This window comes from Thiomonas arsenitoxydans (assembly GCF_000253115.1).
Taxonomy (GTDB): Bacteria; Pseudomonadota; Gammaproteobacteria; order Burkholderiales; family Burkholderiaceae_C; genus Thiomonas; species Thiomonas arsenitoxydans.
This window is the reverse complement of sequence record NC_014145.1, coordinates 124,770-145,639: the sequence shown is the minus strand read 5'-3', so window position 1 is coordinate 145,639 and position 20,870 is coordinate 124,770. Positions and strand designations below refer to the sequence as shown.

At 65.5% G+C, this 20,870-nt stretch carries 13 protein-coding genes; 1 reads left to right on the top strand and 12 read right to left on the bottom strand.

The genetic code is table 11. The features are described 5' to 3' along the window. Positions 1–38: 38 nt before the first annotated feature. From THI_RS00635 to glnE, 12 genes are all read right to left on the bottom strand, one after another. Positions 39–335, bottom strand: a complete 297-nt coding sequence (locus THI_RS00635; RefSeq protein WP_013104284.1) for an alpha-carboxysome major shell protein CsoS1 — start codon at positions 333–335, stop codon at positions 39–41. Between the two features lie 105 nt (positions 336–440). Then, positions 441–686 carry a carboxysome peptide B gene (locus THI_RS00630; protein WP_013104283.1) on the bottom strand — a complete coding sequence of 82 codons (246 nt, stop codon included), beginning with the start codon at positions 684–686 and terminating at the stop codon, positions 441–443. Then, a complete protein-coding gene (locus THI_RS00625) occupies positions 686–940 on the bottom strand; it encodes an alpha-carboxysome shell vertex protein CsoS4 (RefSeq protein WP_013104282.1) in 255 nt (84 codons plus the stop codon). The genes THI_RS00630 and THI_RS00625 overlap by 1 nt, the downstream gene beginning before the upstream one ends. Positions 941–950: 10 nt before the next feature. Continuing rightward, a complete protein-coding gene (locus THI_RS00620) occupies positions 951–2,516 on the bottom strand; it encodes a carboxysome shell carbonic anhydrase (protein WP_013104281.1) in 1,566 nt (521 codons plus the stop codon). Between the two features lie 16 nt (positions 2,517–2,532). After that, on the bottom strand, positions 2,533–5,271 hold the full coding sequence (locus THI_RS00615; RefSeq protein ID WP_013104280.1) for an alpha-carboxysome scaffolding protein CsoS2: 2,739 nt from the start codon (positions 5,269–5,271) through the stop codon (positions 2,533–2,535). Between the two features lie 115 nt (positions 5,272–5,386). Next, positions 5,387–5,716: a ribulose bisphosphate carboxylase small subunit gene (locus THI_RS00610; protein WP_013104279.1), complete on the bottom strand. Its 330-nt coding sequence runs from the start codon at positions 5,714–5,716 to the stop codon at positions 5,387–5,389. A gap of 68 nt (positions 5,717–5,784) precedes the next feature. Then, positions 5,785–7,206, bottom strand: a complete 1,422-nt coding sequence (locus THI_RS00605) for a form I ribulose bisphosphate carboxylase large subunit (protein WP_013104278.1) — start codon at positions 7,204–7,206, stop codon at positions 5,785–5,787. A gap of 295 nt (positions 7,207–7,501) precedes the next feature. Next, positions 7,502–7,828: a P-II family nitrogen regulator gene (locus tag THI_RS00600; protein ID WP_013104276.1), complete on the bottom strand. Its 327-nt coding sequence runs from the start codon at positions 7,826–7,828 to the stop codon at positions 7,502–7,504. Beyond that, positions 7,825–10,938 carry a DUF2309 domain-containing protein gene (locus THI_RS00595; RefSeq protein WP_013104275.1) on the bottom strand — a complete coding sequence of 1,038 codons (3,114 nt, stop codon included), beginning with the start codon at positions 10,936–10,938 and terminating at the stop codon, positions 7,825–7,827. The genes THI_RS00600 and THI_RS00595 overlap by 4 nt, the downstream gene beginning before the upstream one ends. Next, positions 10,923–11,687 carry a hypothetical protein gene (locus THI_RS00590; protein ID WP_013104274.1) on the bottom strand — a complete coding sequence of 255 codons (765 nt, stop codon included), beginning with the start codon at positions 11,685–11,687 and terminating at the stop codon, positions 10,923–10,925. The genes THI_RS00595 and THI_RS00590 overlap by 16 nt, the downstream gene beginning before the upstream one ends. Positions 11,688–11,702: 15 nt before the next feature. Then, positions 11,703–13,397: a proton-conducting transporter transmembrane domain-containing protein gene (locus tag THI_RS00585; RefSeq protein ID WP_013104273.1), complete on the bottom strand. Its 1,695-nt coding sequence runs from the start codon at positions 13,395–13,397 to the stop codon at positions 11,703–11,705. Positions 13,398–13,613: 216 nt separating this feature from the next. Then, complete coding sequence (gene glnE / locus THI_RS00580) at positions 13,614–16,349, bottom strand: bifunctional [glutamate--ammonia ligase]-adenylyl-L-tyrosine phosphorylase/[glutamate--ammonia-ligase] adenylyltransferase (protein ID WP_013104272.1); 2,736 nt, start codon at positions 16,347–16,349, stop codon at positions 13,614–13,616. A 208-nt stretch (positions 16,350–16,557) separates the two neighbouring features. Between glnE and THI_RS00575 the strand changes: the two genes are divergently transcribed. Further along, entirely contained in the window at positions 16,558–20,838 is a 4,281-nt protein-coding gene (locus THI_RS00575; protein WP_013104271.1) for a YhdP family phospholipid transporter, read from the top strand. Positions 20,839–20,870: the final 32 nt, after the last annotated feature.

The window sequence follows — 20,870 nt, the reverse complement described above, 5'->3', positions numbered from 1 at the left end:
TCCTCAAAGGTTTGCAATTACCAATGCCTGCCGCCAGCTCAGGCCGACGGCGCTTCGGGCAGAATGCCCTCGACTTCACCATGCACGCGGGCGATGATGTGCGCAGCCACCAGGCCGTCACCCACGCGCTCGCAGGCATCGGCGCCCGCACGCACCGCCGCGTTCACCGCACCGGTTTCGCCACGCACCAGCACGGTAACGTAGCCGCCTCCCACGAACTGGCGGCCAATGAGGCGCACGTCCGCCGCCTTGCACATGGCATCCGCTGCTTCAATCGCCGGCACCAGGCCGCGTGTTTCGATCATTCCCAGGGCAATGCCCATCCGTTCAGCCATTTGTCACTCCTTGTCTAAAAGTCGACTTCCCACCCATAAGCACCGAGCCCGGTGCCCGAGGTGCCCTCTTGCTCACACGACTGCACGGAAAACCCGTTGACGGGTTCACTCCTCCCAGCCCTCGATAATTCCGCAGATGGTCAGATCCGTGGTGACACTCGGGTCGGGCATGGCCAGCCTTGCTGCACTGCCCAGGGTGGTAAACACCCATTTGCCCACCGGCGCACCCACCGGATCGGTGGCCACCTGAATATTGCCTGTCTGTCCCTGCAAAACGCGCAACGAAGCGGACTTCAGCCCCGGCGCACGCCGGGTACAAACCAGTTCGTCCTTGACGCGCCAGATTTCCATCAGCCCTCCGCAGTCCAATGGTCGATGATGCCGACGATGGTCAGATCGGACGGAAAATCCTTGGCGCCTGCGGCATCCCGCGCAGCAGAAGAACCCACACAGATCACCCAATCTCCCGGCACACAGCCCACTGCATCGACCGCCACGCTGCGCGTGCCACCCGCTTTTTCCTGGACGACGAGCAGCGGACGATGACCGAACGAATCGATCCGATTCGTCGATACCAGCGTCTTTTCCACTCGCATGATGCGCATCTGTCTTCCCTCAATGTCCTGAGTCCGCCTCCGCCTCGTCAACGAACACGCAGCGTTCGGTGTCGAAACGGTCGGACAGCGCCATGCGGCAGGTCAGCAGTTCCCGCGCCACCAGCGCCGGATACCTCGCTTCGATGGCCGCCTTGACTTGTTTTGCGCGGTTGAGCGCGCGTTCGCGCGAGCCGGGCACGCGCGACGAATAGTAAAAATGCACCAGCACGGGCACGCTCAGGCCATGCCGCACGTTCAGGCCGGTAAAAATCTTGATGCCGACATCGACATCGGCCGCGCCTTCCTCGACCGTATCGAGATGGGCGAAGTAATACTTATTGCGCATCTGCACATACTGCGTGGCTTCGCCGGCGCAGATGAACTCTTCGTCGTGGCCCAGCACGGTGTAGCGGCCCTGATGGTGATGGATCACATACTCGATCTGCGACAGATTGGCCTCAGCCAGCGCCAGTACTAGCTGCCGCATGCCCGGGATCATCACGCCGCGTCCCTGCGCCCAACCGTCCATGTTCTGCGCTTCGTCCACCCGCTGCGCAATGTGAGCCCGAGCGGCTTGTGCCGTCAGCCCCACGGTTTCGCGGTACAGCTCTGCCGTATCGACGTAACGGTAGGGATTCACATCGCCGTCGGCATCCGGCAGGTGAATGCGCAGCGCATCCACATCCGTGTCGAGGCCGACGAGCAGAATGTCCGGCGCGGCGCCCACGCCATAGGTGCGTTCGATGGCGATGCGCAATTCGTCCAGACGCTGCTTGGCCGACTCCACCGCCTGCTTGTCATTGCTGGCATGAAAGGCGCAGCCCTGTTCATGCGAGTGCGAGCTGCTGAAGTGGTACACCGCGATCTTCAGATAGTTCTGCGATTCGCCACCGGGAATTCCGCCGCTCAGTCGCTCGATCTCGCGATGACCCCAATCGACCATATCGGCTTCGACATCGAACATCGCCCCCGCATACGCCTTGAGATAGACGTTGCGGTTGGGCGCCATGCGGAAGACGAAAGGCAGCAAACCTTGCAGGCGACCGTCGGCGCAGGGAGTGACGTCCACGGTGTGATAACCGCAGGCGGCGAGAAACTCGGGCGTGAGCGCCATGCGGTTCAGCCACAGCGACTGGTCGGCATCGGTGCGATCCACGCAAACCTTGAAACTCTGGAAAATGCAGTGCGTATGCAGCGCCTTCATGTCCAGGCCTGACACCCAGGCATCGTCGAGCAATTGTTGCGGCAAGGCATAGCCCAGCCGTTCCTGCGCCAGCCGCTGCGCGCGCTCGGCGAAGTCTCGCTCGTGCTGCAGCGCGGAGATTTCCTTGAGCACGTCGACAATGCCGCTGAAGCGGCCGCGCACGATGCGCTCATAGTCGGACAAGCGGCAGTTGAGCTCGGAATCGACCAAGGCATGTTCGCAGCGCTGCCCGGGGCCGATGACACAGGCCGGGTTGTCGATCGCATGCTCGCCTGCATGCAACGCGGGGCGGACGGCGTGCAAATGCGGCGCTGAACCCTCCTGCGTCGGCAGGTAGGCGCCACTGGCCTGGAGAGCCGTTCTGCGCTTGAGCGTGTTCATCGGACTTGCCCTCGCCTCAGCCGCGCGCGCCGCCGGAAACGGTCACCGGCGCACCGCGTTCGGTGTTGCCTGACGAGCCGGTCACACGCGATGCGGGCACCTCGGGACGCTCCACCTCGCGGAACGTGGTGGCATTGGCGCCCGCACCACGGGGCTGGCCGCGCATCGACAGATTGCGCATCAAGCTCGACGTGCCTTCCGTGCCGGTTACGCGCGATTTGTCGAGCCACACGTCACCCGAAACTTTGGTGCCTTGCTGACTGCCCTCGCCACTCAGGCGCTGCGCCGCACGTTGCAGCAGAGCGTCTTTCTGCACCTGCTGCTGGGCTTGCAGTCGCTGCACATCCTGCTTGCGGAACTCGGGGGTGCCGGTAATCAGACCTTCGGCCTTGTTGATCGAGCCGGAGATGCGCTCCGAGCCCATACCGTTACCGGTCACGGCTTGATCGCGTTCACGTCCCAGCGAGGCATGCCCGCGGGTCAGAATGCTGAAGCCCGCAGGAGCCGGATCGCGCACAGGCTCCTCGACCGGTCGAGCGCGCGAGACGAAACGGCCACTGGTGGCGCATTGGCCCGGCATGGTGTCCATGCCCAGATAAGGCGTACCAGTTACCGGCTCGCAGGCGCCACGTTCGTCACCGGTCATCACCGAGCCTCCGGCGCCAGGCCGGTCTCCGGTAATGGCGCGCAGCGAAACCGTGGTGCTGTCACGTTGCAGGTTGCGCTGTTGCTGCAGCGCAGGCGCCGCGCAGAACTCGGCATACTGCCCCTGGCCGAAATAGCTGTTGCCGCTGATGGGCGCACAGGCGCCGGCCTCGTTGCCGGTGACGCGCTGACTACGGCCCGCATGACTTCCTGTGACCTTCTGACCCTTCCAGGTCTGGTCGACCGCCACTTTCGCGACGGGTGCGATGGCCGGTGCGGTTTCGCACACTGCGGCCAGTTGTTGGGTGCCGATATAGTCGACGCCGGTGACGGGTTGGCACCCGTATGACTCATCACCGGACAATTTTGGGCTGGGCGCGACCTCTGAACCGGTCACCGACCGGCCACTGAGCGTCTGCATCGAACTGACCTTGGCCGGCGCCGCAGTGGAAGCGCCGCCGAAGTCTTTGGCATTGAAATACTGATTGCCCGTGATGGCGCGAGCGGAACCCGCTTCGCTGCCGGTCACTTGCGGACTGCGACCCACATCGGTGCCGGTCACACTCTGACCATCTCGGCTGGACATCACGCTGACCTTGCGCGGCTGCGCCGGGGCTTCGGTGCCGCAGACCTGCACGAACTGCTCGCTCGACAGATATTGCGTGCCCGTCACCGGGCGGCAGGCGCCGGCCTCATCGCCCGTCATACCTTTGCGCGCACCCAGACCCGCTCCCGTCACGGCCTTGCCTTGCGCCGTGGTGGAAATCTCGACCTTGTTCGGCGCGGTATCCGCACTGGCCATGCTGTAACTGGTGCCGGTGACGGTGCGATCCGAGCCTTGCTCGCCGCCGGTGACTTTCACCGGGCGATCCACCAAAGTGCCGGTGAAGCGCTGACCCATTTCGGTGGTGCCGCGGCCGACCTTTTGAGCGCCGGGTTGAGGGCGGGTGTCGCAGAATTCTTTGTACCGCTCTGCGCTCAAATAGTCGGTACCGGTGATGGCGCGGCAAGAACCTGGCTCGTCGCCGGTCATTTTGGAGGACCGGCCCACTTCGGTCCCGGTGACCCGCTGTTCGCGCAGCGTGGTGCTCACGCCCACCTTCGGCGGATTGGGAGCGGGGCGGGTCTTGCACAAGGTGTCGAATTGCTCGGAGCCGATGTATTCGGTTCCGGTGATGGCGCGGCAGGAGCCCGGCTCGTTGCCGCTGACGCGCTGGCTGCGTTCGACTTGAGTGCCCGTCACGCGTTGGCCCGAAAGGGTGTGACCTTCCTCGACCTTCATCGGCACGGGAGCCTGCGTGTTGCGAGCCTTCATGCGACCACTGGGGCGCGAGGACTCGGCAGAGGCGCAGGCGCCCGCGCGGCCGACGAGCGACTGCACATGACGACGCTGCATCGCCACTTGGCGAGCGGTTGCTCCCTTGCTCATGGCGACTTGCCAATCCTGCCCCGGAAGCGACGCCGCAATCTTGGTGGCCTGCGCCACACGACGCAGACCAGCCTTGCCATCCTGCGCCAGCGCGGCACGGCGGGCCTGCGCCAGGGCGCGACCTCCCGCCATCGGCACCGCGCGAACAGCGTTTGACACCTCGGCAGCGGGTGCGAACATCGCGCTCTGGGTGGATGGCGCCGCAGCCGCATCGGCGCAACCGCAACCACAGGACTGCTCGGTGGCGCAGCCGCAACTCGCGGATGCATCACGAGAAGAAGCCTCACTAGAGATCGCAGCGACCGAGGGGCGCAGATGCGCGCTCGGGCCGCCGCTTCCAGCCAGTTTGATCGCTGCCTTGCCCTGCTGCGACAGCGCCTGGCGGCGCGCACGCGCTGGACTGAGCTGCGCCTGCGGCGGATTCAAGGACGCGGTGGGCGCAGAGGCGGAGGCAAAGGCGGCCGCACGCACGACAGGGGCTGCCGATACGGCGGAGGCGGGCCGCGACTGCGAAGAAGCAGCAGAAGATGCGGCAGCCATCTCCGGCCTTTGGCGCGCAGGGGCGCCAGCAGGCTTGGCCGAACCGGCCTTGCCATGCAGCGCCATGGCCTGGCGCCGCTTGAGTGCCAGCTCGCGACCCGAAAGGGTCGCCTGCGCATGGCGTTCGGCAGGATATGTCATGGTGGACCTCGAAGCAGAGAAGTCGTGAATTCAGAAAACTCGGAGCCTGAACCCGAGGCACGCGGCCCCGGAAAACCGGCGCGACGGCATCCATGCCATCACGCCAGATCCGCGATCAGCGGTAGACCACGAACGCGAGACCCTGGCTCTGGGCGTAGTTGTCATAAGCGACAAAACGCACCATGTGGTCAGGAAATTCGCGGTGGCAGGCCTCAAGTTCAGCCAGCACCGCATCGACGGACTGCTCGCCGAACAGCGGCAGCTTCCACATGTACCAGAAGCTCACGCGAGCTGAGGTGCCCTTTTCGGTGTGCTCCACCGCGGGGTTCCAGCCCTGGGCGATGGTGTAGGCAATCTGGCGACGCACCTGTTCGGGCGTCATTTGCGGCAGATAAGAGAAGGTTTCGTACTTCTTGGTGGCTTTGTAGGCTTGCACAGTGGCCATGATGAATTCCTTTGAGAGCAAACGGTGTCAGGCAGCGGCGGCCTCAGCGGCCACCGCACCGGGATCGGTCACTTGTTGGTGACGTCCAGCTTGTCGACGGTGTCGAACTCGAACTTGATTTCTTTCCAGGTTTCCATGGCGATTTTCAGTTCGGGCGAATGCTGGGCGGCTGCGGTGAGAATCTCGCGACCTTCCTTTTCAACCTGACGACCTTCATTGCGGGCTTGCACGCAGGCTTCGAGCGCCACGCGGTTGGCTGCGGCGCCGGCCGCGTTGCCCCAGGGGTGGCCGAGGGTGCCGCCGCCGAACTGCAGCACGGAATCATCGCCGAAGATGGTCACCAGCGCGGGCATGTGCCACACGTGAATGCCACCGGAGGCCACGGCGAAGGCGCCGGGCATGGAGCCCCAGTCTTGATCGAAAAAGATGCCGCGGCTGCGGTCTTCCGGCACATACGATTCGCGCAGCAGGTCGATCCAGCCCAGGGTGGAAGCGCGGTCGCCTTCGAGCTTGCCCACCACGGTGCCGGTGTGCAGGTGGTCGCCACCCGACAGACGCAGGATCTTGGTCAGCACGCGGAAGTGGATGCCGTGGTGCGGGTTGCGGTCAAGCACGGCGTGCATGGCGCGGTGGATGTGCAGCAGCATGCCGTTGTCGCGGCACCATTGCGCCAGGCCGGTGTTGGCGCAGAAGCCGCCGGTGATGTAGTCGTGCATGATGATGGGCGCGCCGATTTCCTTGGCGTACTCCGCACGCTTGAACATTTCGTCCGGGGTCGGGGCGGTCACGTTCAGGTAGTGGCCCTTGCGCTCGCCGGTTTCCTGCTCGGCCTTGAGCGTGGCTTCCTGCACGAAGTCGAAACGCTGCTTCCAGCGCATGAAGGGCTGCGAGTTGATGTTCTCGTCGTCCTTGGTGAAATCGAGACCACCGCGCAAGCATTCGTACACGGCGCGGCCGTAGTTCTTGCCCGACAGACCCAGTTTGGGTTTGATGGTGCAGCCCAGCAGCGGACGGCCGTATTTGTTGATCACGTCGCGCTCGACCTGGATGCCGTTGGGCGGGCCGTTGCAGGTCTTGACGTAGGCGATCGGGAAGCGGATGTCTTCCAGGCGCAGGGCGCGGATGGCCTTGAAGCCGAACACATTGCCCACCAGCGAGGTGAACACGTTGACCACCGAGCCTTCTTCGAACAGGTCGATCGGATAGGCGATGAAGGCGTAGAAGCAGGTGTCGTCGCCGGGCACGTCTTCGATGCGGTAGGCGCGGCCCTTGTAGTAGTCCATGTCGGTCAGCAGATCGGTCCACACCGTGGTCCAGGTGCCGGTGGACGACTCGGCCGCCACAGCGGCTGCAGCCTCTTCGCGATCGACGCCCGCTTGCGGGGTGATCTTGAAGCAGGCCAGTAGATCGGTGTCCAGAGGGGTGTACTCCGGCATCCAATAGGTTTGCCGGTACTCCTTAACGCCGGCCTGATAGGTCTTAACTGCCATATCGATCACTCCTTAGCGATGAAACGTGACAAAAATTTCAATGTTCTGGCCAACAGGTACGGGCGGCCAACAAAAAGTCTCTTTGATACCGCAACACAGAACAAGTCGGGACGACCCGTCTTGCGTTGCGCTGCTTGGAATTCCAAGCAGCCGTGAGAGGTCAGAAGATCTCTGCACAAACCGCATATCCTTGAAAGCGGATTGAAGAATACCGCCCCGCTCACATAAGAATCAATTTATATCGACAACACTTTCGTTCAGGAAAACTAAATCATCCGATCCGTCTCGGCGCCGATCAGTTGCGGAATTTGATGGGGCGCCCGACCTGAATGTCGTGCACGAACACCACGCCGGAGTGCGCCTCGAAAAAGGGCTGGAAGCCTTCGAGCAGCGGGCCCACGAGTTCCTCGGGCACCGCAGCGATGATCATGATCAGCGCATCGTCCTCATTGAACATGAGGTGGCCTTCGTACATGCCGTGGCTGCCTTTGCCCGACAGGTTGCCGACGATGGTGTAACCCTTCACACCGGCGCGGTCGAGCAGGTCGGTGGCGAATTCCTTGTGCGCTCCTTCCAGGATGATTTCGAGTTTTTTCAGCGGATACAGCTTGATGGCGTTCATGCGACGAGATCCTCCTGAGTCTGGGCAACGAGCGGTGCGCGCTCCTCCCATTGCCCGTTGTTGTAGACGAAAGGTTTGTAGCCCTGAGTGGGGTCGATGACGATGGCGCGGATCCAGCCGCCGAGCACCAGGCTCTTGACCTTGACCACGCTTTGCAGCGCCCGCCCGGCAAAGTCGAGCGGAGCTTCAATTAAGGCGATCAGCCGCATCGGCTCGTGGTAGGGGCGTCCTTCGCGCATCACCGTTTGCATCGGCAGGCCGGTGCGCAGGTCGCTCAGATTGCCGGTCATCACCCCGAAGCGTCCAGCGACGTTGTGATAGGCCTTGCTGCCACTGCCCATGTGGGCGTTATCGACGGTGGAGAAAAAATGCTCCAGGTTGATCCACTCGCCCACCACGACGGGCGCCGCGAGAATGTTCTCGAGCAGACGCCCCTTGGGGTCACAGCGCCAGTCGTAGGACTGCAGAAAGGGCCGCCCTTCCAGATCGGCGGCCTCGGTCAGACTGCGGCGACCGATGATGCCGTAGACGTTCTTCGATAGCCCCCACTCGGGCCGCGTCTGCGACCAATCGACCGCCAGACGGTGTGCCAGGCGGTAAGCATGGGCCGGATCGAGTTCACGCGGGCTGGACATCAACTTGGGCATGCGCTCGGCTGCGGCCAGGCGCGAAGCCGCCCGCAGGCCGTTGCGCAAGCGCTCCAGATAGACGAGCAGGCGCGGGGGCAGCAGGTCGAGGTCGAGCAGTTCGATGGAATCGGTGGTGGTGGTGTGCACGGCCGGCAGGAACCAGGTGTCTTCCGGGATGGTGATGCCCATGGTCGCAAGGCGCTCGCGCACCGCCGTCTTGTTGGCCATCTGGGACAGCACCCGGGCGTTGACCAGACCGCTGCCGCCACCGCAGGCGCCGCAATCCAGCGCCGACTCGTAGGGGTTGTTCTCGGTTTGACCCTGGTGGCCGACGATGAGCACGAAGCGTGAGAAGGTCTGGGTCAAACCGATCATGGTCAACGCGGTATGCACATAGTTGACCTGCTCGTCGAGCGAGTAGCCAATTCGTCCCAGCCGCACCAGTTGGTAGCCGGCAAAGTCGGGATCGACGCGGTACACCTCGCGCAACTTGTCGATGAATTCGGCTTCTTGCTTGTCCGACACGCCGAACGACTCGCGCAGACGCGTGGGTCCGCTGCGGTGGCGCAGCGCGGTTTCGCGCAGTTCGCGGATCATGGCGTCATCGACCCGTTCGCGGTCAATGTGCAACTCGGCATGCAGCGCCTTGACGATCATGGCCCGCTGCAGGGTGCGGATGATGGAATCGGCCTGCTCGCGGGTGAGCTTGTCGACCAGCAGGCGGGTGACGGGCTTTTCGGCGTCGATGCGACTGCGCCAGCGGCTGTAGCCCAGCGGCGCCAGAGTCTTGCCGAACAGATCGAGACCGAACAACATGCCCACCGCCTCGACGGTGACGTAGGGCGAGAGCACCGAGCTTTTGAGGTCGTGCAGCACATGCCCCAGGGTGCTGACAAAGTCTTCGTCGTTGGGATCGAGGGCCGCGGGCAGTTCGAGCACCAGATTCTTGGGCGTGACCACCGCCGGGCAGAAGTGGCTTTCGCTGCCTTTGCCGTATCCCAGAAAGCCCACGGGCACGCCGAAAAATCCGGCGATGCCGAAGGTCTGATAGTCGCCCACGCGCTCCAAATGGCGGCGAATGGGTTCAGAGCGCACGTCGATGCAAAACCAGGCCTGGGCAAACGGACGCTTGTCGGCAGGCAGGTCTTGGGGCACCTGCACCCGAGCCAGCAGATGGTCGATGGACTGCGCCTCCATCGCCAGAGTCCAGACCATGCCCTCCTGCTCGCCAAATTCCTGCAAGCCCTGCAGCAGCCCTTGCACCCCGCTGGGGTCGAGCGCTTCGAGCGCGGGCGTGGCTTTGGCGGCAACGGTCAGCGCTCGCAACGCGTCGGCCTGCTCCTGCGCGAGTTTGCGCTGCCACAGCGGCCAGTAGCGCTGCAGCAGGTCGTCGCAGCGGGCGCAGTGGCCACGCGCCAGCGTGTCGTCGATGCGCTGCGCCCAGTCGGGCAGCACCGCGCCGCTGTGCAGTGCTTCGCGCAGCAGACATTCGGCACTGCGCTCTTGCAGCAAGGCGTCGAGTTGCCCGCGCTGCACCGGCGTGCCGCGATGGCGCGCGCTCTCTTGCAACAAGGCGAGCCCCACGATCAGCCGAATGGCCAGCAGATCGACGATGTCGGCCGGGTAGCGCTGCGCCCAGTAGTAATGCTTGGCCGAGGCCCGCCAGCGCACGAAGCCGGTCCAGCCGTGCAGGCGGGTGAGCTCGCGGGTGAAATAGGCCGACCAGTCCTCGGTGTCGACGCCCATTTCCTCCATGACATGCACCACAGCGCTTTCGGCATCTTCGACGCGGTCGAGAATGCGCCGAACGTTGAGCCCCCGAAGAAACATGCGGGCATTGCGCCGGGTGACTTCGCTCCAGGCCGCAAACAGCCCGCGCTCGCGCCCTGGCATGCGCCAGGACGACTGGTCTTCGTCGAAAAAGTCCAGACAGCTCTTGATCACCAGTTCGTCGAGTTCGTCGGCCAGGCGGGTGCCCCACAAGGCATCGACCGCCTCGGGCAGGGTATGCGCGTGCAGACGATGCTTCAGGGCGGGCAGTAGCGTGGCGACATCGACCGTCTGCTGAGTCGCGGTCTGCGCGTGCAGGGCCGCGTGCACATCGGCCGTTAGCGCGCCGGGAACGACAAAATCACGGTCATGCTCGGCCTGCATCATGGCATGCAGCCATTGTGGCCAGTCGATCCCCGTCACCGCGGGCAGTTGCTGCGCGCGCCGTTCGATTTCCTGGGCCAGCGTCTGCGCTTGCACCTTGCCCTCACGCTGCCAGTGCTGATAGTTGCTGCGGGGCAGGAACATGCGCGCGTGAAACAACTCCGCGCCGCGGCGCACCGCCTGCTCGAACGGCAAGTGCTCCAGCCCGTACAGCGGATTGTGGTGAATGAAGGTGCGCATCGGCCAGAAATAAGGCACCGGTTCGCCCGCCACGTAGGCCGTAGAGCGCACCCGCAGGCGCTTGGCCAGATTCAGTGCATCGACCATACCCAACCCCCGATCAGACCCAGAGAAATTGCCGCCAGCGCCAGCAAAACCCACACGGCGGCCATCGTTGTCGACAGATCGACTGTGCCGACTGGCTGCGGCCAGGGCTCGCCGAACAAACTGTGCTGCCACAGCAGCGAAGCCGCCCAACTCCACAAAATCCAGACTGCAAGCACGATGAACACGCTAACGGCCGACACCTGGTGCAGCACGGCCAGCAGGGCGAAAAACCCCGGGAACGGCGGCGCGGCCAGCGCCGCCACCAGCGCCACCACCAGCGCCCCGGTGAGGCGGGGGTAGATCGCACCGAGCCGCCCGCGCAGGCCCAGATAAGCGCCGCCCAGACGACGTTGCAGCGCACAGGCCAGCAGGGTGAGCACAGCAGCCGGCAGGCTCAGTGCCAGCGCTACAGCGATCAAGCGCTCACCCGACATCCCGAACAGCCAGGCCAGCCAGATCAACGCCCAGGCCGAGGTGGCCTGCAGCCGCGCCCAAACGAACAGTTCGCGCACCGAAAGCAGTCGCCAGGCATAGAACAGCGCGGTGAGCGCCGCGGCCACCTGGATCACGCTGGCCAACGCACCTGTCGGCACAGGCACGCCGCCGAGCACCACCGCCCCCGCCACCGGCAGGGCAATGAGCAGCAGCGCGCGCAGCCAGTTGGGCAAGGCCTGGAGCGCAGCATTCACCGCCAGGCTGAAAGGCAGCAGCGGCAGCAGCAAAACGGCACAGATCAGCAGTTCGATCATCGCTTTCTCTTTCCCTCAAACCCAGCGCAGCCAGACGTTCACCCGCTTGGACGCTGCGACCGTGGCGTGCGACATCTGGGTGTAGATGTCGGAGATGTAGAACTCACGCGAAAACAGGGCGTAGAGATTGAGATAAATAGCGTTCCACAGCGTGCCCTGCCGCCCTTCCAGATCGAGCGATTGCGCATAAAACGTCACCAGCCAGGCGCCGACCAGCACCAGGGTGAAGAAAATGATCATCAGATCGAAAGCCAGCAGGTTGATGCCCGCAGCGGCATAGGTGGCGTCGCGCAACACCGGATCGGGATAAAGGAAGGTCTCAAACGCGTGTGCGATCAGGGTGTAGCCCACGACCACGATGAGGAAAGACAAAAAAATCAGGGTCAGCGAACGCCACGGGTTCTCGCTGGGCAGCTTGTGGATGGAGAAAAACACCTGCGCCCCCGTGACCCAGCCAAAGAACAGCAGCACGATTGCGCCCTGTTTGTGGAAGAAGTCGGCGGCCACCAGCCAGTGCGACAGCCCGAGCACCACAGCGGGCACCAGCACCGTGATCGTCGCGGCCAGCAGCCAGGGCACCTTCACCGCACGCAGCGGGCGCCGTTCGACCACGAAGGTGTAGATGTCATCGGCGGGCACGCCGTCATCGCGCCGGGTGTCGCCAATGACATTGCCCGAGCCAAGAAACAGCGTGGCCTTGAACAGACCGTGCGCAATGAGGTGATACACCGCCAGTGAAAACGCCCCCAGGCCGCACTCCATGATCATGAAGCCCATCTGGCCCATGGTGGAGTAGCCCAACGACTTCTTGATGTCGTTTTGCGTGAGCATCAGTGCCGAGCCGAGCAAGGCCGTGACCAAGCCGACGACGAAAGCCAGGTGCAACACGTCCGGCGCGTGGATCAGCAGCGGCGCGAAGCGGTTGAACAGAAAGCCGCCCGCATTGACGATGCCCGCGTGCATCAACGCCGACACGGGCGTGGGGCCGTCCATGGTGTAGGGCAGCCAGATGTGCAGCGGAAACTGGGCCGAGCGCGCAAAAGCCGCCAGAGCCACCAGCAGAGCGGCCACCGGCACCACGGCAACGCCGCCCAGTTGCAGATGCGGATCGGCGGCGACGCGCGCGAACAGCGTGGGCAGATCCCACGCCCCATAGGCTTTGACCAGCAACAACGCAGCGCCCACCAAAGGTAGGTCGCCCAAACGGTAGGTGATGAACGTCCAGAAGGCGTAGCGCCCGGTGACCTCGCGCTGGGTGTTGTGCCCCAACAGGAAATACAGCAACTGCCCCACGGCAAACCACGCCACCAGCAGCGTGATCAGATCGCCTGCGCTGACCATCAGCAGGATGGTCGCCGTCATCAGATCGAGCAGGGAGAAAAAGCGCACATAACCGGGCTCATCGGCCATGTAATTCAGCGAATACACATGCACGATCAGGCTGATGCCCGCCACCAGCACCGACATGGCCAGACTCAGCGGATCGAGCAGCAGTCCGATACTCTGCACGCCGACAAACAGCGACTGCCCCTCCGCGCCGCGCAAATGCTGCACCAATAGCGCCAGCGCCACCAGCAGCGTAAAGGTGGTGAACCCGATGCTCCAGCGCGCCGCGCGACGTGGATGCCCCCCGGTTGACAAGGGAATCAGAGCAGCGGACAGCAGGGGCAAGGCTGGCAGGGCCAGAACGGCAACATCAATCCAGTTCATCGGCTTGGGGCTTTCGCACGGAAGTCTGCTGCAACAGATCGAAGGGGAGCGGCAGCCTGCGAAACCTTGCTCAGGCCGCCGCAACAAGAGGACCGCCCTGCATAAGCCGACGGCAGGAGTAATCCTAAGGGCGGCTTTAGGTAAGGAAAATTGATAAATTCTGTCTTTCTGTTCAGCTACCCTGAACAGAAAGACCGGGACGCAAACCGAACTCGCCTACGCCTCGGCCTCTTGCGCCACCCGCTGCGCGCCGAACACGGCGTTGGTGAGCGCGTGCACCGCGGCGCGCTGGGCCTGCAGCGTGTCTGCGGCCACGCGGGCGGCGTCGGCCCCGGCCAGGCGTTCGCGGTGCTGGATGCGGCGGAGTTCGCGGTAGGCGTCGGCCGCGGGTCGGCCGACCCCGGCGGGCAGCAGGCCCAGCGCATCGGCCATGCCGAGCAGGGCGATGTTGCCTAGATCGGCGGTGAGCTGCGGGTAGTCGGCGGCGTGCGCCAGCACCAGATACTGCACGGCGAATTCGACATCGACCATGCCACCTGCGTCGTGCTTGACGTCGAACAGGCCGCTGGGGTTGCGGTGGCCGTCGGCCACTTTCTGCCGCATGGCGAGGATTTCAGTGCGCAGCGCGTCCGCATCGCGCCGGGTGGTGAGCACGGCGGTGCGGATGGCCTCGAAGCGCGCGCCGATGGCCAGATCGCCCGCGCAGCAGCGCGCCCGGGTGAGCGCCTGATGTTCCCAGGTCCACGCGGTGTTGCTGCCGCGGCCGCGCTGGTAGCCGTCGAAGGCCTCGACGCTGGTGACCAGCAGCCCGGCATTGCCGTTGGGGCGCAACCGGGTATCGATTTCGAACAGACGGCCTGCGGCGGTGTGCGCGGTGAGCCACCACACCAGCTTGCGGGCGAAGGCGGCGTAGATTTCTTGCGCCCCGTCCGCGCTGTCGTCGTAGAGAAAGACGATGTCGAGATCGCTGCCGTAGCCCAGTTCCTTGCCGCCGAGTTTGCCGTAGGCGATCACGGCGAAGGCGGGCTGTTCGCGGTGACGCTGCGGCAGTTCCTTCCAGCACCATTCCAGCGCCAGTTGCACGGTGGCATCGGCCAGGGCGGAGAGTTCGTCGGCCACCTGCTCGACCTTGATCAGCCCAGCCAGATCGCGCGAGAGGGTGCGGAACATTTCGGCGTGAAAGCCTTGCCGCAGCAAGTCCATGCCCTCGCCGGCATCCCAGCGCCCGCGCTCCGCCAGTTGCGCGTGGTGTCGCAGCAAGCCGAGCCGATAGTCCGCGGCGTTGAAGCGCTCGCTCGGTGGGGTGATGAGTTCGTCCACCACGGCGGGGTGGCGCTTGATGTAATCGGCTGCCCAGGCCGAGGTTTCGAGCACATTGCACAGCCGCGCCAGCGCGGCGGGCTGCTCGGCGAAAAACGCCAGATAGGTTTCGCGCCGCCCGATGGCTTCGAGCAGGTCGATGACGCGGGTCAGGCACACTTCGGCGGTGGCGCGCTCGGCGGCCATGCCGATCACCCGGTCGAGCACGCGCAGCAGCCGCAGCCGCCCGGTGTCGCTCAAAGCGCTGTAGCGCGGCGAGGTTTCAAGCGCCTTGAGCCGCGCGACGATGGCGTCGTGCGCCAAGCCAGCCTTGGCCAGCCGGTGCCGCACCGCGTCCATGCTTTCTGGCGGCTTGCTGCAGCCGGTGCATTGCGGACCGTTATGCAGCAGGGCGTCGAACTCGCTGGCGACGAATTCGCGCACCTTGTCGAGTTCGCGCAACAGCTTGCAGCCCTTGGGGCAGCCAGCGCGCTGGCTGGCGTCGTCATCGACGAAGCCCATCGACCAGGCCAGTGCGTGCAGGTCGGCGTCTTCAGACGGCATGCTGTGGGTCTGCGCGTCGTCGAGGTATTGAATGCGATGCTCCAGGCGGCGCAGAAAGCGGTAGCTCGACGCCAGCCGCTCGGCCGCTTCAGCCTGCAGCAGATCGTGGGCAACGAGCAATTGCAGTGCGGGCAGGGTGGCGCTTTCGCGAATCTGCGGCATGCGCCCACCGCGCACCACCTGCAGCAGTTGCACGGTGAATTCGATTTCGCGAATACCGCCCCGGCCCAGCTTGACATCGTTGGCTTTGTCGGGCCGGGCGGCGGCGCGTTTGGTGGCCTCGGCGCGAATCTGCCGGTGCAGCGCGCGCAGGGCTTCGAGCATGCCGAAGTCGAGATAGCGCCGCCAGACGAAGGGCTCGACCACCGCCGCCAGCCCTTGCGCGGCGCGCTGTGCCTGAGGCGTGTCGAGCGGCGAAACCACGCGCGACTTGAGCCAGGCAAACCGCTCCCACTCGCGCCCCTGCACCAGAAAATATTCTTCGAGCATGCCCAGGCTGACCACTGGCGGGCCGCTATCGCCGTTGGGCCGCAGCCGGGTATCGACGCGGAAGACGAAGCCGTCGCCCGTCACGTCCGACAGCAGAGGCACGAAGGCGCGCACCACGCGGCCGAAGTATTCGCGGTTGCTCAAAGGCACGGCGCCATCGGTCTGGCCGTCTTCGTCGTACACGAACACCAGATCGATGTCGGACGACACATTGAGTTCGCGCCCGCCCAGCTTGCCCATGCCGACCACGAGAAACTGCGCCACCTCGCCGGTCTCGGTGCGCGGCGCGCCAAAACGCGGTTGCAGCTCGGCATGCGCCGCGCGCAGCCCGGCGGCCACCACGCTTTCCGCCAGATCGCTGATGCCGATGCAGATGGCCTCCAGCGGCGCGCCCGCCAGATCGGATTCGATCAGTCGCAGCATCAGCGCATTGCGCACCCGTCGCAACACCGTGGGCAGCGGCGCGCCGGCCTGGTGCAAGGCGGCGATGGCGGCGTCGATTTCGCCCCGCGCGGGAATGCCCTGCGGCCAGCAGGCCAGCACCTCGTCGAACCGACCGACATGACGACGATAAAAACGTGAAAACTGCGACAACTCCATTGGGGCCATCCTGCAACTGCGATGAGGGCGGAGCATAGGCCAGCGCAGACAAGGCTGCACCGGGCCTCACCAGTGTCTGACGCCCCAGCGCAGGAATCGAAGACGCGGCGCAAATCTCAGTCATTCCGGCAGGGAGCGCCATGGCGTTTGACTACCATCGATTCCGACGTTTCGCTCCTACTTCGCTTTTTCTCCCAGCGCATCCGCCTTGTCTCTGCTCCATCTTTCGCTGCGCGCCGCCACCCGCATCTTTGAGGCGGCTGTTCTGCTCGTGCTCACGGTGTATTTCGTGCTCGGCGCGGGCTTGCTGACCTTGCGCTACGCCGTGCTGCCCAATGCGCAACAGTTCCGCCCCTGGGTCGAGCAGGTCAGCAGCCAGGCGCTGGGGCTGCCGGTGCATATCGGCGCGATCCAGACGCAATGGCACGGGCTGATGCCGCAGTTCGCCCTGCACGATGTGCGCATCGACGGCCCGCAGGGCCAGCCCGCTCTGCAGTTCGCCGCCGTTGAAGCCACGCCCTCGTGGAAAAGCCTGACCCGCCTCACCCCCACCTTCGATCAACTGGTGATCCGCGGCGCCGACCTCACCGTGACCCGGCCCGACGCCAACCATCTGGAGATCGGCGGCATACGCATCGCGCTGAACAGCAGCGGCCAAAGCGACGCCGCGCAGCAGTTCGCCGACTGGCTGTTCGAGCAGGACGAAATCCTGATTCTCGACAGCCGCCTCACCTGGGAAAACGCCGCGCAGCAGGCCCCGCCGCTGCCGCTCACCCAGGTCAACCTGCTGTTGCGCAATACCCTGCTCACCCACCGCGCCGCGCTCACCGCCACGCCGCCAGCAGGTTTTGGCGGCCCCATCGATTTGCGCGCCAGCTTCCGCCAACCGTTCTTTCTGCGCCATACCGCCGATTTTTCGCGCTGGAAGGGCACGCTGTACGGCGAGGCATCCAATGTCGATCTCGCCGCGCTGCAGCCCCAGTTGCCGCTGACCCTGCCCGCCACCACACAGACCGGACGCGGCTCCGTGCGCGCCTGGGCGCAGCTCGACAAAGCCGCGCCCACCGCCTTCACCGCCGATCTGGCGCTGCGCGGCGTCGCCCTGCAACTCGCGCCCAGCAAGACCCCCGGCCCCTTGCCGCCCGCCTTGCCTGCCTCATTACCCCCCTTCGCTCTCGACACCTTATCCACCCGCATGACCTGGGCGCCGCTGCCCGGTGGCGAAAACGCCAGTTTGCAGAACTTGCAGTTCCGCACCGCGCAGGGCCAAAGCCTGGCGCCCGTCACCATCGACTGGCAATTGCAGCAGCCCAAGGGCGGCGCCACGCAGGCGCGGCTGCAGACTGGCGCGCTCGACCTGGGCACGCTCTCGGCCCTGGCGCAGCGCCTGCCGCTGCCCGCGCTGTGGCACGCGCGACTGGCCGTCCTGCAGCCGCAGGGCCGGGTCGCCGCGTTCACCGCGCAGGCGAGCTGGCCCAAGGGTGTGGCGCCCACCGGCCTGCCGCCGAGCTATCAACTGCAAACCCAGTTTGCCGACCTGCGCTGGAACAGCCCGGCAGGCAGCGGAGAGCTCACGCCCCCGGCCAACCCCCGCCCGCTGATCGACCGGGGCAAGGCGGCCGCAAAAGTGCTGCAACTCCCGGCCGATCTGCCCGGCGTCAGCGGACTCTCAGGCACGCTCAGCGCGACGCAGCAAGGCGGCAAAGCGCAAATCCAGCTCAGCCGTGGCGGCGCTCTCGATCTGCCGCTGATCTACGCCCCGGCCCGGCTGGGCTTCGACACCCTGCGCGCCGACCTCGACTGGAAGCGCGACAAAACCGGGCAGTGGCTGGTCAACGCCCAGCGCTTGGATTTCGCCAACGCCGATGCGGCGGGCCAGGCCACGCTGAGCTGGCGCGGCGCGGCCCAAGGCATGGGCAGTATCGACCTGCAGGGGCAGCTCAGCCGCGCCGACGCCCGCGCGGTGTGGCGCTATCTGCCCATCGACATTCCCCTGCACACCCGCGACTACCTGCGCAGCGCCATCGCCGCGGGCAGGGCGCAGAACGTGGAGTTTGCGGTCAAGGGCCCGCTCGAAGACTTCCCCTTCGACGTCCCGGCCAAGGATGGCTCGTTTGGCGGCACCTTCGAGGTGAGCGCGCAGATCGAGGACGGCGTGCTCAACTACGCGCCGCGCAGCCTGTTGCCGCCGGGGCAGACCGCCAGCGCCGCCACGGTGCACGCCAATGCGCAGTGGCCGGAACTCACCCAAGTCAACGGCCAGCTGCGCATCACCTCGCACAGCCTCGACGTGCGCAACGCCTCGGCCCAGGCGTATGGCGCGCGGCTCAGCGCGGTCAATGGCAGCCTGCCTAGTTTCAACCGCGGCGTGCTGAGCATCAGCGGCAAGGCGCAGGCGCCCGCCAGCGATGCGCTGCGCTACCTGCTCGACAGCCCGATCAACCGGCAACTCGGCGGCGTGTTCGACCACGTCCAGGCGCAAGGGCCGATAGCGCTGGACATCGCCCTCAAGCTCCCGCTCGACGACATGGAGGCCGCCACCGTCAAGGGGCAGGCCACACTGCAAGGCGTGGACGTGCTGTGGAGCCGCGATCTGCCCCGGTTCAACCAGGTGCGCGGCACGGTCGATTTCACCCACGACGGCTTCCGTGTGGCGCTCAGGGCTCCGGATGTGCTGGGCGGCGCGGTTCAGCTCAGCGGCGGCCAGCAACCGGGCGAGCCGCTGCAGTTGCTCGCCAGCGGCGGCTTCAGCAGCGCCGGGCTGCGCGCCGCCCAGCCGCAGTGGATGCAGACGCTGGGCAAAGTGTTGCAGGGCCAGTCCACCTACTCCCTGCGCATCACCCAGCCGCGTCGCAGCGCCAGTCCCTCCGGAGCCGCGCAGCCCGGCGCCTCACCGGAACCCACGCTGGAACTGCGCAGCAATCTGGCGGGGGTTGCCATCAACCTGCCGCCGCCGCTGGGCAAGCCTGCGGATGCGCCCGAGTCGCTGCTCTACACCCGCACCCCGCTGCCCGCCGCCCCGAGTGGCGCCCGCCGCAATACGGTGCAGATCGACCTGGGCGGCATCGCCCGCGCCCGCTACGCGCTGGAAGATCCGCTGCCCGCGGCAGCGGGCTCTGGTGCGTCGGCAGAAGATTTTCGCGTGCTCAGCGGCGCACTGGCCATCGGCCCGCAGGTCGCGTTGCCGCAACCCAGCTCCGGCGTGCAGGCCAATGTGCAACTGCCGCTGCTCGATCTCGATGCCTGGGAAGCCGCAATCAAACCCCTGCTGCCCGACACCTCGGCGCAGACGCCCGTGGTGTTTCGCGCGAACAGTGATCGCGGGCTGATCGGGCTGCTGCCCACCACCGCGGCGCTGGACATCGGCCGCCTCACGCTGATGCACCGCGTGATCAATCAGGTCGTGATCGGCGGCAACCGCAGCGGCGATCTGCTGCAGGCCAATGTGAACTCGCGCCAGATGTCGGGCTATATCGGCTGGCAGATCGGCAGCGGCAGCAACCCCGGCACCCTGAGCGCCCGGCTGGCGCGGCTGGAACTCCCCAAGTCGAGCGACTCCGACGTAGAAAACCTGCTCGACGAACAACCCAAGAGCATTCCCGCGCTGGACATCGTGGCCGACAACGTCGATCTGCACGGCCACCACTTCACCCGCCTCGAAGTGCAGGCCGTCAACCGTGGCCGGGTCGATGACAGCAAGGTGTGGCAGCTCACCCACTTCCAGCTCTCCGCGCCCGGCGGCGTGCTCAGCGGCAGCGGCGCCTGGTCCAGCGTGGGTACGCAACTCACCGCGCCCGGCAGCACCGATTCCGCCTCGCCCGCGCGGCGCACGACCATGCAGTTCAAGCTCGACATCCTTGACGCCGGCAGCCTGCTCGCCACCCTGGGCAAACCGGGCCTGCTCAAAGGCGGCAAGGGCGACATCAGCGGCAACCTGGCCTGGCTGGGCTCGCCGCTGAGTCTGGACTTTCCCAGCCTGGACGGGCAGTTCAATCTGCAGCTCGGGCAGGGGCAATTTCTCAAGGCCGACCCCGGCATCGCCAAGCTGCTGGGCGTGCTCAGTCTGCAAAGCCTGCCGCGCCGCTTCACCCTCGATTTCCGCGACCTGTTCTCGTCCGGCTTCGCTTTCGACAAGGTCGACGCCGACGTGAACGTGGCCAGCGGCATCGCCACCACCCGCGACTTCCGCATGAGCGGTGTGGCCGCTTCGGTGCGCATCGAAGGCAGCACCAACCTGGCCGCCGAAACGCAGAATCTGCGCGTGGTCGTCGTGCCCAACATCAACGCCGGCGCGGCCTCGCTGGCCTATGCCCTGATCAACCCCGTCATCGGTCTGGGCACTTTCCTGGCGCAATACATCGCTCGCGAACCCCTGGCGCGCGCCTTCACCCATGTGTACGACATCACCGGCACCTGGCTCACCCCCATCGTCACCGAAGCCTCGCTGAACGCCCCCAAACCCGCAGACGCCACGCCCGCCACGCCCTGACGTAAGCTGGGGCCATCCACCGATTCACTGCA

Bases quoted from the DNA above. Each gene is read 5' to 3' on its own strand.
- THI_RS00635 (WP_013104284.1), bottom strand. From the start codon at position 335: ATGGCTGAACGGATGGGCATTGCCCTGGGAATGATCGAAACACGCGGC.
- THI_RS00630 (WP_013104283.1), bottom strand. From the start codon at position 686: ATGGAAATCTGGCGCGTCAAGGACGAACTGGTTTGTACCCGGCGTGCG.
- THI_RS00625 (WP_013104282.1), bottom strand. From the start codon at position 940: ATGCGCATCATGCGAGTGGAAAAGACGCTGGTATCGACGAATCGGATC.
- THI_RS00620 (WP_013104281.1), bottom strand. From the start codon at position 2,516: ATGAACACGCTCAAGCGCAGAACGGCTCTCCAGGCCAGTGGCGCCTAC.
- THI_RS00615 (WP_013104280.1), bottom strand. From the start codon at position 5,271: ATGACATATCCTGCCGAACGCCATGCGCAGGCGACCCTTTCGGGTCGC.
- THI_RS00610 (WP_013104279.1), bottom strand. From the start codon at position 5,716: ATGGCCACTGTGCAAGCCTACAAAGCCACCAAGAAGTACGAAACCTTC.
- THI_RS00605 (WP_013104278.1), bottom strand. From the start codon at position 7,206: ATGGCAGTTAAGACCTATCAGGCCGGCGTTAAGGAGTACCGGCAAACC.
- THI_RS00600 (WP_013104276.1), bottom strand. From the start codon at position 7,828: ATGAACGCCATCAAGCTGTATCCGCTGAAAAAACTCGAAATCATCCTG.
- THI_RS00595 (WP_013104275.1), bottom strand. From the start codon at position 10,938: ATGGTCGATGCACTGAATCTGGCCAAGCGCCTGCGGGTGCGCTCTACG.
- THI_RS00590 (WP_013104274.1), bottom strand. From the start codon at position 11,687: ATGATCGAACTGCTGATCTGTGCCGTTTTGCTGCTGCCGCTGCTGCCT.
- THI_RS00585 (WP_013104273.1), bottom strand. From the start codon at position 13,397: ATGAACTGGATTGATGTTGCCGTTCTGGCCCTGCCAGCCTTGCCCCTG.
- glnE (WP_013104272.1), bottom strand. From the start codon at position 16,349: ATGGAGTTGTCGCAGTTTTCACGTTTTTATCGTCGTCATGTCGGTCGG.